This window comes from Paractinoplanes brasiliensis, assembly GCF_004362215.1.
Classification (GTDB): Bacteria; Actinomycetota; Actinomycetes; order Mycobacteriales; family Micromonosporaceae; genus Actinoplanes; species Actinoplanes brasiliensis.
In genome coordinates this window covers 1,028,810-1,043,932 of the sequence record NZ_SNWR01000001.1, presented here as the reverse complement: position 1 = coordinate 1,043,932, position 15,123 = coordinate 1,028,810, and the positions used below count along the sequence as shown (strand labels likewise).

16 protein-coding genes are annotated in these 15,123 nt (G+C 71.3%); 9 read left to right on the top strand and 7 right to left on the bottom strand.

Annotated elements, in window-relative coordinates; translation table 11 throughout:
• Nucleotides 1-242 precede the first annotated feature (242 nt).
• Nucleotides 243-446: a cold-shock protein gene (locus C8E87_RS04200; protein WP_133871865.1), complete on the top strand. Its 204-nt coding sequence runs from the start codon at nt 243-245 to the stop codon at nt 444-446.
• Nucleotides 447-566: 120 nt separating this feature from the next.
• Here the strand turns inward: C8E87_RS04200 and C8E87_RS04195 are convergent, their stop codons facing one another.
• Entirely contained in the window at nt 567-1,475 is a 909-nt protein-coding gene (locus tag C8E87_RS04195; protein ID WP_133871864.1) for a hypothetical protein, read from the bottom strand.
• 151 nt (nt 1,476-1,626) lie between these two features.
• Between C8E87_RS04195 and ligD the strand changes: the two genes are divergently transcribed.
• The 3 genes from ligD (at nt 1,627) to C8E87_RS04180 (ending at nt 4,056) form a co-directional block, all read left to right on the top strand.
• A complete protein-coding gene (gene ligD / locus C8E87_RS04190) occupies nt 1,627-2,811 on the top strand; it encodes a non-homologous end-joining DNA ligase (protein ID WP_239080669.1) in 1,185 nt (394 codons plus the stop codon).
• A 93-nt stretch (nt 2,812-2,904) separates the two neighbouring features.
• Nucleotides 2,905-3,696 carry an endonuclease/exonuclease/phosphatase family protein gene (locus tag C8E87_RS04185; protein ID WP_133871863.1) on the top strand — a complete coding sequence of 264 codons (792 nt, stop codon included), beginning with the start codon at nt 2,905-2,907 and terminating at the stop codon, nt 3,694-3,696.
• A gap of 96 nt (nt 3,697-3,792) precedes the next feature.
• On the top strand, nt 3,793-4,056 hold the full coding sequence (locus tag C8E87_RS04180) for a hypothetical protein (RefSeq protein WP_133871862.1): 264 nt from the start codon (nt 3,793-3,795) through the stop codon (nt 4,054-4,056).
• Nucleotides 4,057-4,204: 148 nt separating this feature from the next.
• Here C8E87_RS04180 and C8E87_RS04175 read toward each other — a convergent pair whose 3' ends face one another.
• Complete coding sequence (locus C8E87_RS04175; protein WP_133871861.1) at nt 4,205-5,401, bottom strand: PucR family transcriptional regulator; 1,197 nt, start codon at nt 5,399-5,401, stop codon at nt 4,205-4,207.
• A gap of 87 nt (nt 5,402-5,488) precedes the next feature.
• Here C8E87_RS04175 and C8E87_RS04170 point away from each other — a divergent pair, with 87 nt between their 5' ends.
• Together C8E87_RS04170 and C8E87_RS04165 are read left to right on the top strand one after the other, a co-directional pair.
• Nucleotides 5,489-6,559, top strand: a complete 1,071-nt coding sequence (locus tag C8E87_RS04170) for a ferredoxin reductase (protein WP_133871860.1) — start codon at nt 5,489-5,491, stop codon at nt 6,557-6,559.
• A gap of 37 nt (nt 6,560-6,596) precedes the next feature.
• The gene (locus C8E87_RS04165) at nt 6,597-7,808 is read left to right on the top strand and encodes a fatty acid desaturase family protein (RefSeq protein ID WP_133871859.1); all 1,212 of its coding nucleotides are present in this window, start codon (nt 6,597-6,599) and stop codon (nt 7,806-7,808) included.
• A 51-nt stretch (nt 7,809-7,859) separates the two neighbouring features.
• Here C8E87_RS04165 and C8E87_RS04160 read toward each other — a convergent pair whose 3' ends face one another.
• On the bottom strand, nt 7,860-8,213 hold the full coding sequence (locus C8E87_RS04160) for a VOC family protein (protein ID WP_133871858.1): 354 nt from the start codon (nt 8,211-8,213) through the stop codon (nt 7,860-7,862).
• 344 nt (nt 8,214-8,557) lie between these two features.
• On the opposite strand from C8E87_RS04160, the gene C8E87_RS04150 reads away from it, so the two are divergent.
• Nucleotides 8,558-10,528: a YncE family protein gene (locus C8E87_RS04150; protein ID WP_133871856.1), complete on the top strand. Its 1,971-nt coding sequence runs from the start codon at nt 8,558-8,560 to the stop codon at nt 10,526-10,528.
• Nucleotides 10,529-10,602: 74 nt separating this feature from the next.
• Nucleotides 10,603-10,983, top strand: a complete 381-nt coding sequence (locus C8E87_RS04145; protein WP_133871855.1) for a protein kinase family protein — start codon at nt 10,603-10,605, stop codon at nt 10,981-10,983.
• 202 nt (nt 10,984-11,185) lie between these two features.
• Here C8E87_RS04145 and C8E87_RS04140 read toward each other — a convergent pair whose 3' ends face one another.
• Together C8E87_RS04140 and C8E87_RS04135 are read right to left on the bottom strand one after the other, a co-directional pair.
• Entirely contained in the window at nt 11,186-12,082 is an 897-nt protein-coding gene (locus C8E87_RS04140; protein WP_133871854.1) for an NAD(P)/FAD-dependent oxidoreductase, read from the bottom strand.
• An 18-nt stretch (nt 12,083-12,100) separates the two neighbouring features.
• Nucleotides 12,101-12,616 (bottom strand): ester cyclase, encoded by a 516-nt coding sequence (locus C8E87_RS04135; protein ID WP_239080670.1) that lies wholly within the window; start codon nt 12,614-12,616, stop codon nt 12,101-12,103.
• Between the two features lie 63 nt (nt 12,617-12,679).
• Between C8E87_RS04135 and C8E87_RS04130 the strand changes: the two genes are divergently transcribed.
• Nucleotides 12,680-13,324: a TetR/AcrR family transcriptional regulator gene (locus tag C8E87_RS04130; RefSeq protein ID WP_133871853.1), complete on the top strand. Its 645-nt coding sequence runs from the start codon at nt 12,680-12,682 to the stop codon at nt 13,322-13,324.
• On the opposite strand, the gene C8E87_RS04125 is transcribed toward C8E87_RS04130, so the two are convergent.
• Both C8E87_RS04125 and pdxY read right to left on the bottom strand, forming a co-directional pair.
• The gene (locus C8E87_RS04125; protein WP_133871852.1) at nt 13,293-14,012 is read right to left on the bottom strand and encodes an SIMPL domain-containing protein; all 720 of its coding nucleotides are present in this window, start codon (nt 14,010-14,012) and stop codon (nt 13,293-13,295) included. The genes C8E87_RS04130 and C8E87_RS04125 overlap by 32 nt on opposite strands.
• 62 nt (nt 14,013-14,074) lie before the next feature.
• Nucleotides 14,075-14,926, bottom strand: coding sequence for a pyridoxal kinase PdxY (gene pdxY / locus C8E87_RS04120; RefSeq protein WP_133871851.1), 852 nt, complete (start codon nt 14,924-14,926; stop codon nt 14,075-14,077).
• Between the last annotated feature and the right edge of the window lie 197 nt (nt 14,927-15,123).

The window sequence follows — 15,123 nt, the reverse complement described above, 5'->3', positions numbered from 1 at the left end:
CCAGCGGGGAATCGACATCCCCCCATTTTCGTCCCCCGGCGCATCCGGTCGAGCGGCCGTGGCCGTGCTACATTGGCCAGGTTGCAGTTTTGATTTCCTTTTGGACGTGCTTTTTCGACGCCTGACGGGTTTCTCAACCCGGGTCAGGCGTCTTTTTTGTTTCGTCGGTCGACAGGATCACAACCGCGACGCGGAGGACTCGTAAAGTGCGTCTCCTCCACCAGTCGAAAGGAAACTGTCAGATGGTTACCGGCACCGTGAAGTGGTTCAACGGCGACAAGGGATTCGGCTTCATCACCCAGGACGACGGTGGCGCCGACGTGTTCGCCCACTTCTCGGCCATCGCGTCGTCGGGCTACCGCAGCCTCGACGAGAACCAGCGCGTCGAGTTCGATGTCGAGCAGGGCGCCAAGGGCCTGCAGGCCGCGAACATTCGCCCGCTCTGAGGTATGCACCCTGACGGCCGGTTCGGCCGACGGGGTTGGCGGCGGCCGGTCGCCCCAGGTTGCAGATCCGCGAAAGCGTGATCTCCCGGGGCTTCCGGCCGTCTCCCTTTCCCCGGAACCTCAGACGCCGGCCAGGTAGGGCACGGCCAGCCCGGACAGGTCGACCTTGGTGGCGCCCGCCGGAGCCTCGATCGGCTGCGGCTCGCTGACCTCGAGGCGGGCCGCCACCCGGCCGGTCGCGCCCTCGACGAACTGCAGCACGTTCAGCTCGGCCGCGGTCAGCTTGCCGTTGTCGATCCACAGGTCCAGCACGATCGGCTTGTCGGCCGGGGCCTCCTTGAACCGCGCGGCCAGCGACGGCTCGACCGCCGTGGCGAAACGCTTCGCTTCCCCGTACGCCTTGGCCGTCGACGTCGTGATGATCAGGTGCTTGTCGTCGGCGCTGTCGCGGACCACCTCTGCCCCTTCGAGCAGGTTGGTCGCGCTCGCGGTCAGCTCGGCCACCGCCTTCTCCTGGTCGGGGCTCGGCGTCGTCTCGTCCTGCGGGAACGACGACGGGTCGATCGAGACCCACTTGCCCGCGAAGAACGCGTCGACGTCCGATCCGCCCCCGCTCAGCTCCTTGATCTCGGCCGGGGACGCGCCGAACTTGGCCGCGAGCTCGCTGACGGGCGCTTTGGCGTAGATCAGGCCGTCGACGAACCGGATCTCCGTGCCGGCGAGGCCGTCGATCGTGGCGGCGAGGCTGGACCTGTCGTCGTCGGCGCCGGGCCCGCCCTTGTCGTAGGCGAGCGTGACCGACGAGTTGAACAGCTGCTTGACCGTACGGGCGTCGGCGTCCTCGCCGGCCGCGGCGACCAGGTCGTCCGGGTTGCCGGTGACCTTGAGGGTGAACCCGGCCCGCGGGGCGTCGGCCAGCTGCTGCGCGGCGTTGCGCAGCTCCAGCTTCGGTTCGAGGGCCTGGAGCTGCTGGGCGGCACAGCCACCGGCCAGGGCCACGACGGCGGCGCCGGCGAGAAGAACGCGCATTGATCCCCGTTTCGTTGGTGAGAACCCAGGGTAGGCTTCCCGCCCAAATCGGCAGGGCGGGTGCCTGAGCAGCGGAAACTACACCGATGTAGTTAGGTGATCTTTCCGCGTACCGGTTGCCGCGGGGCCGTGAGTCGTGATCACTGGAGTGGTGAACTCAGCGCCGATGCTCGCGGCCGCCGGCACGTTGCCGGCCGGTCCCGGGTGGGCGTTCGAGTTCAAGTACGACGGCGTCCGCGCGATCACCACGGTCGGTGGCGGCCGGGTCGAGGCCCGCTCGCGCAACCGCAACGACATCACGGCCGGCTATCCGGAGCTGGGGGAGCTGCCCGATCTGCTGCGGGGGCGCGAGGCGGTCCTCGACGGCGAGATCGTGGCGCTGGAGAACGAACGGCCCTCGTTCGCCCTGCTGCAGCAGCGCATGCACGTCTCCCCGCCCAGCCCGGCCCTGGTCAGCGCGGTCCCGGTGCTCTACTACATCTTCGACCTGCTCGCCCTCGACGGCGAGGACCTCACTTCCCGGCCGTACGTGACCCGGCGTGACCGCCTCAGCGAACTCGGGCTGGTCGGCGAGCACGTCCGCGTCCCGGCCTGCTTCGCCGAGGTCGACGGCCGCACGGTGCTGCGCGCGGCCGAGCTGGCCGGGCTCGAAGGCGTGGTCGCCAAGCGGCTCGACTCGCCGTACCGGCCCGGGAAACGCTCCGCCGACTGGACCAAGGTGCCGCTGGTCAAGACGCAGGAGGTGCTGGTCATCGGCTGGAAGCCCGGAGCCGGCCGCCGCAACGGCACGATCGGCTCGCTGCTGCTGGCCGTGCACGACGAACGCGACAAGCTCGTCTTCGCCGGGCACGTCGGCACCGGCTTCACCGACAGCGCCCTGCGCCACCTGCAGACCGAACTGGCCGCGCTGGCCCGCACCACACCGCCGGTCGAGGGCGTGCCCCGCGAGTACGCCCGCCACGCCCATTGGGTCGAGCCCGCCCTGATCGGCGAGGTCGCCTTCCGCAACTGGACGCCCGACAACCGCCTGCGGCACCCGTCGTGGCGCGGGCTGCGCACCGACCGCTCGCCGGGTTCGATCCGCCGCGCCCCCGAGCCCGTGCCGCCGCCGAGCCAGGGGCGGGTGATCGGCGCGATGCAGACCCCGGACGGCCGGTGGCGGGTCGAGGCCGTCCGCCGCGGCCGGCAGGACTTCTTCCGCCTCATCCACGGCGACAACATCGTCGACGGCCTGGTCATCGCCACCGTCGAGCGCCTGCTGGAGGAGGCCGGCGTGCACCTGGCCGACCTCGTCGACGTCCGGGTGACCGGCCGCGAGAAGCACGGCGTCGCATAGCCGGGTGTGGCGTTGATCAGCCGGGCGTGGCGTCGCCGTGGCCGGGGGAAAAGCGGCGGCCATCTCCGCCGGGCGCGCGTAGGGTGGCTCGCCGTGCGAATCGTCAGCGTGAACGCCTGGGGCGGGGCCCGGTACGACGACCTGATCGCGTGGCTGCCGGAAGCGGGGGCCGACGTGCTGTGCCTGCAGGAGGTGACCCGCACCCCCGGCCGGACCGGCTGGACCCATTTCTCCGACGCCGAGCGCGCGCTCCCGCAACGCGCCGACCTGTTCCACGACGTCCGCGCGGCCCTGCCCCGCCACCAGCCGTTCTTCCTGGTCAGCGACTCCGGCCCGGTCCACGTCGACGGCGAGGCGCACCGGCAGGACTTCGGCGTGGCGACCCTGGTGGCCGAGCGCCTGCCCGTCGTCGGCGTCGATTCGGAGTACGTGCACGGGCAGTTCACCGCCCACGAGCAGTGGCCCTCGACCCACCGCCCCCGCAACGCGCTCGCCGTCCGGGTTGCCGACCCCGCCACGGGTCGCGCGCTCTGCGTCGTCCAGGCGCACGGCCTGCGCGACTCACAGGGCAAAGGCGATTCCCCCGTACGGCGGGAGCAGGCTCGCAGACTGGCCGAGCTGACCCGGCGCATCGCCCGCCCCGGCGACCTGACCGTCCTGTGCGGCGACCTCAACCTGCTGCCCACCAGCGAGACGTTCACGATCCTGGCCGAGGCGGGCCTGACCGACCTGGTCGGCACGTCCGACACCCGCACCTCGAGCTACCCCAAACCCGTACGGCATGCGAGTTATCTGTTGATCTCCGACCCGTCGGCGGTCAAGCACTTCGAGATCCCGCCCACCCCCGAGGTCTCCGACCACCGCCCGCTGATCCTCGACATCTGACAGACCTTCCCCGTACGCCGCGCCGACGTGTGGCCGGGGAGCCCGTCGCACAGGGCGAACGCTGCCGGGGCGGGCGGCTGCCCTTACCCTGGGGCGGTGACTGATCTTGACGAGAACGCCGTGCAGCCCGAACTCATTGCCACGCATTACCTGAGCAGCATCGACGACGTGACCGAGCACCTGCGGGCGGCGGCCCAGCTGGGTCTCGGCGTACGGGTGCGGAGTTATCTCGAGGCGAGCGAGGAGGGCGAGGAGCCTGCCGAGGGCTGGGAGGTCGAACTGCTCACCAGCTCGCCGCTGCACGAGGCGGAGTCCGCCGAGTCCGCCGAGCAGGAAGCGTTCGCCGCAACCGCCGAGTAGATCCGCTGAGCCGGACCCGGTCTGTCCGCCGGCCCGCTGAGGTCAGCCCAGGGCCGGCCCCACCCGCCGGACGCTGAGGCCGGCCCAGGCTCGTCCCGCCGGACGCTGCGGTCGGCTCAGGGCCGCCTCGTTCCCTCGGATGCTGAGGTCAGGCCGGGTCGGGGGCGGAGAGGGCGATGATCAGCGAGGTCGTCCAGGACGGGTCGCGGAGTTTGTCGCCGTAGAGCTCGCGCAGCTGGGTCATGCGGTAGCGGACCGTCTGGGGGTGGATGAACAGCTCGGCGGCCACCGCCTCGCGGCGGCCCTGGTGCCGCAGCCAGCTGCGCAGCGTCTCGACCAGTTTGGCGGCCGAGGCGTCGGAGGTGTCGCCGATCGGGGCCAGCATGCGGGCGCGCAGGTCGGCCAGCGCCTGCGGGTCGGCGGTCAGCACCAGTTCGGCCAGGTGCTGCTCGGTGTCGACGACTCCGCGCCCCGACGACAGCCGGGCGATGCCCAGTACGCGGACGGTCCGATCGTACGAGGCCTTGACCTGCGACCACGGGCGGGCGGGGCCGACCACGACGCTCTGGCCGCGCAGCAGGCCCAGCAGGGCGTCGCGGCGGCTGCCGTCGGCGTCGGGGACCAGCAGCACCGAGCGTTCCGGCGCTCCGGGGCCGGCCTCGTTGAGCTGCAGGGTGCGCCGGTCGAGCAGGTTGAGGGTGGCGCGGCTGGCGTGTTCGGGCACGAGCACGGCGGTCAGCGTGCGGGGCGGTGACCAGTCGGCGCGCTGGGCGGCCTCGGTCAGCTTGTGCTCGTTCTCGCCGGCGAGCAGGGCACGGGCGAGCCGTTCCAGGTGGCGGGCGCGGGCCCGGCCGGTGGAGGCGAGCTCGTCGGCGTGCCCGGCCACGCTCGCCGCGGACAGGTCGTCGATGTAGGCGAAGACCAGCTCGGCGAAGTGGGCGATGGTGGCCGCCGGCTGCCCGCCGCTCACGCTGATCGCGGCCAGCTCGTGCCAGGCGACGCGGGCGCCCACCCGGTACGCCGCCAGCAGCGCGTCGAGGCTGCGGCCGTTGCGGGCCTCGCCGCGTCCCAGCGCATATGCCGCCTCCAGCGCCGGGGCCAGGGGAGACTGGGGGTCGGGGCCGTGGCCTCGGGAAACCAGTCCGAGGAAGGTGCCGAGCGCGGCCCGCACCGCGCGCTCGATCTTGACGCCCAGATCGCCGGAGAAAGCCTCCCGGTACGCGGGGACCTCGGCCATGATGGCGTCGATGGTCTGCGTGGCGACGTGCGGCAGCCTCTCCCGAAGGGGCATCACCACTGCGGGTGACAAGCGAAAGGTCCGGACGTCCGGCAGCGTTTCAGACATGCTCGTTGTACCTCACGAACAAATAGGACGGGGTAATTCACTTCGCCTGGTCAGGAATTTACTCCCCCGACGCAGGAAGCTTGTTACGTGGCTGTTATACGCAACCTCCGGAGCGGCGCCTGGCGCGTGGTCGAACTGATCACGACCCCGGTGGTGCCTGCCGACTATCTCGACGTGATCGCTCCGCTGCGCAATCCCCAGATCCTCCGGGCCAAGATCGACGCGGTTCGCCCGGAGACCGACCGCAGCGTCACCCTCGTGCTCCGGCCCGGCCGCGGCTGGCGCGCGCACCGGCCCGGCCAGTACGTCCGCGTCGGCGTGGACATCGACGGCGTACGGCTGTGGCGTTCCTACTCGATCACCAGCCCGCCCGGCCGCCCCGACGGGCGCGTCACGATCACCGTCAACGAGGTGGCCGGCGGCGCGGTCAGCACCCACCTGGTGCGCCGGGCCCGCCGCGGGACGATCGTGCACCTCGACCCGCCGACCGGCGAGTTCCTGCTCGACGAGCCCCGCCCGGCCAAGGCGCTGTTCGTCACCGCGGGCAGCGGCATCACCCCCGTCATGGGCATGCTGCGCAGCGCGTTGCACGAGCTCACCGACGTCGTCGTGGTGCACTCCGCCGGCACGCCCGACGCCGTGGTCTTCGGCTCGGAGCTGCGCGCGCTGGCCGCCGCGGGCCGCATCCGCCTGATCGAACGGCACACCCGCGCCGACGGCCGGCTCAAGCCCGCCGACGTCGAGGAGCTCGTGCCCGACCTGTTCGACCGGCGCACCTGGGCCTGCGGCCCCAACGACATGCTCGACGACCTCGAGACCCACTGGGCCGACAGCGGCGCCGCCGACCGGCTGCGCACCGAACGGTTCCGTCCCGTCCTGATCAGCAGCGGCGGGGGTGGCACCGTCACCTTCACCCAGTCCGGCACGGTCGTCGAGACCGACGGCTCCGAGCCGCTGCTCGACTCCGGCGAGGGCGCCGGCGTGCTGATGCCTTCGGGCTGCCGGATGGGCATCTGCTTCAGCTGCGTGCTGCCGCTGCGCGAGGGGGCCGTGCGCGACCTGCGCGACGGCTCGCTCACCGTCGCCGAACCGGGCGACAGCATTCCCGTACAGACCTGCATCTCGGCCGCCGCCGGGCCGTGCACCATCGGCGCCTAGCTCCCGGCACCTGTTCTCGACATTCAGAAGGACCCGTATGACCACTGTTCAGCGCAAGAAGTCCAGCCCGATCGCCCACCTGACCCCCGAGGACATCGAGCAGATCGGCGTCGAGCTCGACGCCATCCGCGACGAGGTCATGGGCAGCCGCGGTGAGCGCGACGCCGCGTACATCCGCCGGGTGATCGCCTGGCAGCGCGGGCTCGAACTGGGCAGCCGCGGGGTGCTGCTCTTCTCGATCTTCCCGCCGGCGTGGCTCGTCGGCACCGCGGGCCTGTCCGTGGCCAAGATCCTCGAGAACATGGAGATCGGCCACAACATCCTGCACGGCCAGTGGGACTGGATGCGCGACCCGAAGATCCACTCGACGAAGTGGGAGTGGGACCACGCCTCCCCGGCCGAGCAGTGGAAGCACTCGCACAACGAGCTGCACCACACGTACACGAACGTGATCGGCCGCGACAACGACCTCGGGTACGGCATCATGCGCGTCGACGAGGACCAGAAGTGGCACCCGGCGCACCTGGGCCAGCCGTTCTACAACTTCGTCAACGCCTGCTTCTTCGAGTACGGCATCGCCGCGTACGACCTGGAACTGGGCAAGAACCTCAAGAGCAAGGAAAGCCGGCGGGATCCGAAATTCCGCGCCGCGCTCAAGAAGGTGCGCAACAAGATCGGCAAGCAGGTGCTCAAGGACTACATCGTGCACCCCGCGCTGTCCGGCCCGTCGTTCCTGCACACCATCGCCGCCAACTTCACGGCCAACCTGGTCCGCAACCTGTGGAGCCACTCGGTCATCATGTGCGGCCACTTCCCCAACGGCGTCGAGACGTTCGAGAAGACCTCCATCGAGGGCGAAACCCGCGGCGAGTGGTACCTGCGGCAGATGCTCGGCTCGGCCAACATCAGCGGCAGCAAGGCCATGCACCTGATGACCGGCAACCTGTCCCACCAGATCGAGCACCACCTGTTCCCGGACATGCCGAGCAACCGCTACAAGGAGATCGCCCCCAAGATCCAGGACCTGTTCCAGCGGTACGGGCTCTCCTACACCAGCGGGCCGCTGCCCAAGCAGGTCGCCTCGGCCTGGGCCAAGGTCTTCCGCCTCTCCCTGCCCAACCGCGGCGAGGCCGCCGTCCGCCGCCCGGTCGAAAAGAAGGCCCCCGCCGTGGCCAACCGCTGGCGCCGCGCCCAGGCCCCGGCCGCCGCCGTTCCCGCCCCGGCTCCGGCCGCGACTGTGGCCTCCTGACCTGGTTCGATCTCTGGCCGGCGTCCCGAGCGGGGCGTCGGCCGTCGGCCGCTAGCTCGGCGTCTCGAGCGGGGCGCCACCCAGGCCTATCTCGTTGCCGTCGGGGTCGTGGAATGTGGCCTTGCGGACGCCGTTGTCGTAGGTCTCGGTGACGGCCGGGTGCAGGCCGCGGTCGGCGATGGCAACGAGGCGGTCGTCGTAGTCGCTCAGGAAGATGGTGTGCAGGGCGTGGCCGGCGTGTTCGGGGCGCACCTCGATGAACAGGTAGCGGTGTTCGGCGAGCTCCCACACGGCCTCGACGTCGTTGGGCAGGAAGGACGGCGGGCCGCCGAGGAGTTGTTCGTACCAGGCCACCGCGGTGGTGTAGTCGCTGACGGGGATGCCTGCGAACAGGTCGACGGTCATGCCGGCCAGCCTAGAGGTCGAGCGTCACGTCGCCCGCCGGCTTGGCTGAGCAGATCAGCACGTTGCCGTCGGCGGGTGGGTCGAGCGGGTCGCCGGAACGGGCGTTCCTCGCCGTTGCGCGCCCTCGACCGGCGTCTTCCAGATGCCGGTGTGCACCGTCCGGCCCCGCCGGCGCACATCCCGGGGCAGCCCCACATTGACCGATCGCAACGTCGCCATCACGTCATCGTGCACCCTCGGGGCTGTATCGACCCCTCTGACCGGTTCGGGGCTCGGCCGATCGGATGATCAACTTCTCGGTTACCCGTGCGTACGCTGCCAGGGCGTCTCATGGGGGAGTGTCAATGCTCAAGCGGTCGGTTCGTGCCGCCCTGTCCGTTGCTGTCGTCGCCGCCGGCACCGCCGTCGCGTTCCAGCTCGCCACCGGGTCGGCCAGCGCCGACGACTTCGCGATGGAGTTGCCGATCCGCGGCTTCGGCGACGTCGCCGTCGACGGCAAGCACAAGCGGATCTTCCTCAGCGACCCTACCGGCGGGCAGCTGGTGACCGTCGACTACAACGGCAAGGTCCTGGCCACCAAGGCAGGGTTGCCGGGCCTGGCGGACCTGGAGCTCTCCCACGACGGCAGCAGGCTCTACGCCGCCTGGCCCGACGGCAAGGCTGTCGTCGCCTTCGACCCGGCCGGCTCGGCCGAGGTCGCCCGGTACGACACCGGCACCGACCCCACCACGCTCGCCCAGGCCGGTGGCAAGCTCTGGTTCGGCGACAAGGACGGGCTCGGCTCGCTCGACCTGTCCGGCCCGGAACCCGTGGTGACGACCGGGAAGCAGATGGGCGGCACCCAGTGGACGACCGTCCCGCAGCTGGCCGCCACCCCGGGCCGCCCCGACGTGATCGTCGCGGCCGGCAACACGTACCTGCAGGGCGTCTACCAGCTGCTGGACATCACCACGACCCCACCGACCGTGCTCGCCTCGACCCAGCTCTCCCGCAACATCGACATGGCGTTCACCGCCGACGGCAGCCGGCTCGTTGTGGCCGACGCCTCGGGCACTCTCGCGCTGTCCGGGACCGACCTGTCGCGGGTCGAGACCTACCGCAGCACCGGCTTGGGCAACGCCGTCGCCGTGCGGACGGACGGCACGCTCGCGTTCCCGGCCCGTGACGGCGCGGGCATGCACACCCCTGGCACTTCCGAGGCCGTACGGGAATTCCGCCTGCAGGACCCGAACGGCGAACCGCTGAGCCTGACCGGCATTGCCGGGAGCGGCCTCGCCTGGGAGCCCGGTGGTCGCCGCCTGTTCGGCATCGCTCTGAAGTCGTCCACGGCGGCCTCGAACCCCGGCCCCTGGTTCTCGCTGCAGGTCCTGAACACGCTCAAGACGGTCAGCGCCAACCTGTCCGTTCCTGCCGAGGTGCAGCCCGGCCAGTCGTACTCGGTCACTGGTTTCGTCCGTCCCGCCCCGGCCGGCTCGCCGCTGGTGATTACCCGATCCGACGCCGCCACGCCCGGGGGACGTCGCGTCGGCCCCGAGGCGGTGTCCGAGGACGGGATGTTCGAGTTCCAGGACTCGCAGGCGGCACCCGGCAAGGTCACCTACACGCTCAGTTTCTCCGGGGACGACACGTACGGCGCGGTCTCCGCCACCGAGTCGGTGCTGGTCGCCGTGCCCAAGAAGGCGGCCACGCTCACCCTCGACCGCAACGGCAGCGCCTACAACCAGGGCACGACGGTCACCTTCACCGCCAAGCTCGGGCCGACCGGCTCCAGCCGCACGGTCGAGATCTGGGCCGACCCGTCCGGCGGCGACCAGCCCAACCGTCTGCTGCGCAAGGCCAACGTGGACGCGAAGGGCAGCCTGACCGCGAGCCTCAAGCTCACCCGCAACACGACCCTGTCGGCGATCTTCCGCGGTGACGACAAGACCCTCGCCAAGACCGTCAAGTCCACGGTCGCGACCCGGGCGAGCGTCGCCACCACCGTGTCGCGGCACTACAAGACGGCCAAGATCGGGTCGGTGCCGACGTACCACTTCCGCAAGACCAAGCACCCGCTGTTCACCACGACCATGACGGCGTATCCGGGCCGCAAGGCGTACATGCAGATCGACGTGCTGCGCAACGGCAAGTGGATCGTGTGGGGCCCCGGCTGGTACCCGCTGAGCAGCGCCGGGAAGGTCACGTACGAGCTGAAGGGCACCCACTCGGTCGGCGTGCGTTACCGGGTGCGCTTCGCCTACCTGTACGCCAAGTCGGGCGACACGGCCAACGTCAGCACCTACGGCCCGTACCGGTATTTCACGTTCACGAAGTGATTACCGCTAGCCGGTAGTGCGGTTGGGGGCTCACCCGGACGACACGGGCCCGGCGGCGGAGGATCGTCTCAGGCATGACCGCTGTTTCGTACGCCCCGGCGCCGCGCACCGTGAGCGGCCGGACGCTGGCGGACGTCCTTCGCGAGGACGGTCCGCTGCCGGTCGCGCGGGTGCGGGCGATCGGGCTGCGCCTGCTGGACGCGCTGGTGGCGTCGCACCACGGCAACCTGCACCCCGGGACCGTCCTGCTGCACGACGACGGCCGGGTTGCGCTGCTCGGCCCGGCCGCCGGTGGCCCGGCGGCCGGGGATCTGATCTCGCTGGGCGCGACGCTCTTCGCGGCGAGCGGGGGACGGCCGGGTCCGCTGCGCCCGGTCATCGAGGACCTGCTGACCGCCGACAATCCTGAGCTGGCCGGTCCCGCACGAGCCGCTCTCGCCGCGGCCGGTCACTGATTCCCGTACGCGGGGAGGGCCGCGGCCCGGGTGCGGCCGAGTCCCCGGGTCAGGGCCGTCGCCGCCGCGCCCCGCCGTTGTCGCGGGGCTTCGCCGTTACTACCGGGCGTTGCCGTTGTCGCGGGGCTTCGCCGTTGGGCCGGGCGTTGCCGTTGTGGCCGGGCCTCCCCGTTCTCGCGGGGCGTTGCCGTCGCTGGTCGTTTCAGTGCCGGCTGAGCAGGGCGTGGGCGACAGCGCGGCCCGAGAGCCAGGCGGTTTGCACCCGCGGGCGGCCGAAGGCGTCACCGCACAACCAAACCCGGCTGTCCACCGCGTACGCCGCATCCACCGGATCCGGCTGGGCAAAGGTCCACCGGTGCACCCGTACGGTGGGAATCTCCGACAGGCGCAGCAGCTCACCGACCGCCCCCGCGAGGATCGGCCCCGCCGCCCCGGGATCGTCGAGGTGCCGCGCTGCAAGCTCCCCGGTGGAGTGCGCGACCAGCACCGGCGCCCCGTCGCCACGGCGGTCGCCGTCGTCGCACACCGTGGCCAGCACCGGGTGTTCGTTGACGAAGGCGCCGCGCAGCTCGCCCCACTGCCGCGACGGGTACGTCAGGACGGCGGCGATCACCGGATGCCACGTCTGCGCCTTGGCGGCCGCGGCGATTCCCGGCGGCGGGTTCAGCCGCAGCGCCTGCGGGCCCGGCATGGCGAGCACGACGGCGTCCGCGTCCTCGGGCACAGCGTCGACCGGCGCCGACAGCCGCACGTCGAGCCCTTCGGCCAGGTCGGCGGCCAGGGAACGCAACCCGCCCGGCGCCGCCCACCGCACCGGCCCGCTCGACGGCCCGCCGCCGGGGTAGACCCGTAGCGTGTCGGTCCACGGCCGGGCCAGCCCGCGCTCCTGCCAGGAGGCGACCTGGGCGGCGAACCCGGGATCGTCGGCGACGAGGTAGGCGGCGCCGATGTCGGCGTACCGGTCGTCGTAGCGCTTGCTGGCCAGGCGGCCCCCGACGACCCGGCCGCGCTCGACGACGCGTACCCGGGCGCCGCCCTCGGCCAGCGCCCGTGCGCACGACAGCCCGGCGATCCCGGCCCCCACCACGACGACGTCCATGATCGGACCCTATCCGGGCTACCGGTTCGCGGCCCGGACGGCGCGGCGCTTGGCCCGGGCCATCCGCCACAGGAAGACCGGGGTCGGCGGGACCCAGCCGAGCTGCACGGCCATGCCGAAGTCGTCGCGGTTGGCCCAGTGTTCGACCACCTGACCGTCGCGCATGCGGAACCAGTGGGTCTGGGTGATCGCGAAGCTGCGGCCGGTCGGTGGCATCGCCTGGGCCACCCGGCCGTGCTCGTCGTACGAGACGAACGGGCCGGTGTGACGTCCCGCCATGGTGCAGTGCACGGCGATCAGGTCGCCGTCGGCCACCGTGTCGTGGATCTCGAAGGCCAGGCCGGCGAACGCGTCACGCAGCCAGTGAGCGGTGGCGGCGAAGGCGGCCGGCCCCTGCCCGCGGCACTCCGGCGGCTCGTCCTTGGCCTCGCGGTTGGTGGCCTGCGGATGCACGGTCGCGGTCAGCTCGTCGAGGTCGCCCGAGGCCATGAGGTGCATGGAGCGGACGCAGATCTCGGTGTCGAGGGTGCGCATGATCTCTCCCTTTGAGTAATCGGATACAGTGGAGAAGTATTCGATACTGATGGGCGGTACTCAATGACGCGTCGCGCATACGACAACACCCGCCGCGCTGAACAGGCCCGGCTGACCCGCCGCCGGGTGCTCGAGGCGGCCCGTGAGCTGCTGATCGAACGCGGTCCGGCGGCCGTCACCATGCGCGACGTGGCGGGGCGGGCCGGGGTCTCGACCGAGACGGTCTACAAGACGTTCGGCACCAAGGCGGTCCTGATCAAGGACGTGTACGACGTGACCCTGGCCGGCGACGACGAGCCCATCCCGATGATCGACCGCCCCGAGATCCGGGCCGTGTACACCGCCGCCGGCCCCAGGCAGAAGCTTTCCGCGTACGCGCATGCCGCTCGCCTGATCAGTGAACGCACCGGGCCACTACTGGCCAAGCTGCTGGCCGGCGCCCGTGGCGGCGACGCCGACCTGGCGCAGTTCCGCGAGACCACCAACCGCGAGCGCATGATCGGTGCCTCCGGTGTCGTGCGGCACCTGGCCGAAACCGGAGGCCTGCGGGCCGGCCTCGACCCCGGACGGGCGAGCGACATCGTCTGGACGCTGATCGCCCCCGAGGTCTACGAGCTGCTCGTGGAGGACCGGGGCTGGTCGCTCGACGAGTACGAGCAGTGGCTGGCCCGGTCCTTCATCGACGCTGTCGCGGCTGAGGAGCCGTGAACGCCCACTCGACGGTGACGCTCACCGACAGCCGCTGACGGCCGGGCTCCACGGGGATCGAGGCGTCGGCAGCCGCGTACCGGTCCTGACCGCCCGCCCAGCCGCTCCCGCCGGACTCGGTCACCTTGACGACCCGGCCCAGCGAGCGGCCCGCCTCCCGTGCGTAAAGCTCGGCCTTGCCCCGCGCGTCGGCGAACGCCATCTTCCGGGCCTGGGCGAGCAGGGCGGCGTCGTCCTCGATCGCGAACGACACCGCGTTGATGCGGGCCGCGTCCCCGCCTGCTTTCACGGTCGCCGACATCAGCGCGCCGGCCCGGGGCAGGTTCCGGATCTTCGCGGTGAGCCCTTGCTGCACGGTGTAGCCGGTGATCGGCCCGTCGTCCTTGCGTGTCGACGTGATGCTCATCTGCGACGTCTGCAGGTCGTCCTTCTTGACACCGCCGCGGACGAGCACGTCCCGCATGCGGGTGCTCGCCTTGGTGGCGCGGGCCAGCGCGTCGGCAACGGTGGCCGCGGTGGTCTCCACGGCGAAGCCGGCCTCGAGGGTGTCGGGCTGCCCGAAGACCTCGCCCTCGCCGGTCACGACCACACTCTCCTGCGTTTCAGCCGCCCCGGTTGTCGAGGCGGCCGACGTGGCGTACGCCGGTCGTCCCGCCGTCAGAGGGCTGATCAGGAGCGCGCTTGTCATGATAAAGACGGACATTCTGGTTGTTTTCATAGGGTAAAGCTACCGGGTAGCGAGCTCGTCGGTCATCTCAGGCGGCGGCTGGTCAGCCCGGCCGGCGGGTTCGCGATCACGTCCTGCGCGGCGACCAGTTCGAGCTCGCGCGAGCCGGACGCGAGCGTGGCCTCCAGCACGGCGAAGATCGAGGACACCGTACGTTCGAGGGCCGTCGCCGGTGACTTGGTCGTCCACAGATGGGCCAGGTACAGGGCCGCGGTCACGTCGCCGCCGCCGTTCGGGGTGATCGGCAGCAGCGGCGTGGTCACGGCCCAGGCGCCCTCGTCCGAGACCGCCACCACGTCGACAGTGCCCTCCTCGGCGTCGCCGTGCACCACGCTGGTGACCAGCACGTGCCGCGGCCCCGTGGCCCGCACCACGTCGACCGCCGCCAGCACCTCGCCGAGGGTGGTGGTGGTCCGGCCGGACAGGTAGTCCAGCTCGAAGTGGTTCGGGGTGATGATGTCGGCGCGGGGCACCACGACGTCGCGCATGTACTCCGGGATGCCCTCACGCACGAACAGCCCCCGGCCCACGTCGCCCATCACCGGGTCACAGCAGTACACCGCGTCCGGATTGGCGGCCTTGACCCGCTCGACGGCGTCGAGGATCACCGCACCCACCTGCGGGTCGCCCTGGTAGCCCGAGAGCACCGCGTCGGCCGTGCCGAGCACACCCCGGTCCTCGATGCCCGCGATCACCTCGGCCACGTCGGCCGGCGCCAGCAGCGGCCCACGCCACGCACCGTACCCGGTGTGGTTGGAGAAGTGCACGGTCAGCACCGGCCACACCTCGTGCCCGAGCCGCTGCAACGTGAACGCGGCCGCCGAGTTGCCCACATACCCGTACGCCACCGACGACTGAATCGAGAGGATCTTCACCGGCCCATCTTGACGCACTCTCGCCCCGTGCCGCGCGCCATGCGGCTGTTCCAGAGAAGCCGTGTGCACCGCCGGTCCGTCGCCGTCCACGGCGACTCGCTGACCGCCGTCGAAGTGGTTGATGCCGGGGTCCGTCGCCGTCGGCTTCGGTCGCCTCATCCCCGACGACGCAGGAACGCGCCGAACTCGAGTCCCGC

What these genes read in the sequence shown, in the direction of transcription:
- C8E87_RS04200 (WP_133871865.1), top strand. Translation starts at nt 243, where the DNA reads ATGGTTACCGGCACCGTGAAGTGGTTCAACGGCGACAAGGGATTCGGC.
- C8E87_RS04195 (WP_133871864.1), bottom strand. Translation starts at nt 1,475, where the DNA reads ATGCGCGTTCTTCTCGCCGGCGCCGCCGTCGTGGCCCTGGCCGGTGGC.
- C8E87_RS04175 (WP_133871861.1), bottom strand. Translation starts at nt 5,401, where the DNA reads ATGTCTGAAACGCTGCCGGACGTCCGGACCTTTCGCTTGTCACCCGCA.
- C8E87_RS04165 (WP_133871859.1), top strand. Translation starts at nt 6,597, where the DNA reads ATGACCACTGTTCAGCGCAAGAAGTCCAGCCCGATCGCCCACCTGACC.
- C8E87_RS04160 (WP_133871858.1), bottom strand. Translation starts at nt 8,213, where the DNA reads ATGACCGTCGACCTGTTCGCAGGCATCCCCGTCAGCGACTACACCACC.
- C8E87_RS04150 (WP_133871856.1), top strand. Translation starts at nt 8,558, where the DNA reads ATGCTCAAGCGGTCGGTTCGTGCCGCCCTGTCCGTTGCTGTCGTCGCC.
- C8E87_RS04145 (WP_133871855.1), top strand. Translation starts at nt 10,603, where the DNA reads ATGACCGCTGTTTCGTACGCCCCGGCGCCGCGCACCGTGAGCGGCCGG.
- C8E87_RS04140 (WP_133871854.1), bottom strand. Translation starts at nt 12,082, where the DNA reads ATGGACGTCGTCGTGGTGGGGGCCGGGATCGCCGGGCTGTCGTGCGCA.
- C8E87_RS04135 (WP_239080670.1), bottom strand. Translation starts at nt 12,616, where the DNA reads ATGCGCACCCTCGACACCGAGATCTGCGTCCGCTCCATGCACCTCATG.
- C8E87_RS04130 (WP_133871853.1), top strand. Translation starts at nt 12,680, where the DNA reads ATGACGCGTCGCGCATACGACAACACCCGCCGCGCTGAACAGGCCCGG.
- C8E87_RS04125 (WP_133871852.1), bottom strand. Translation starts at nt 14,012, where the DNA reads ATGACAAGCGCGCTCCTGATCAGCCCTCTGACGGCGGGACGACCGGCG.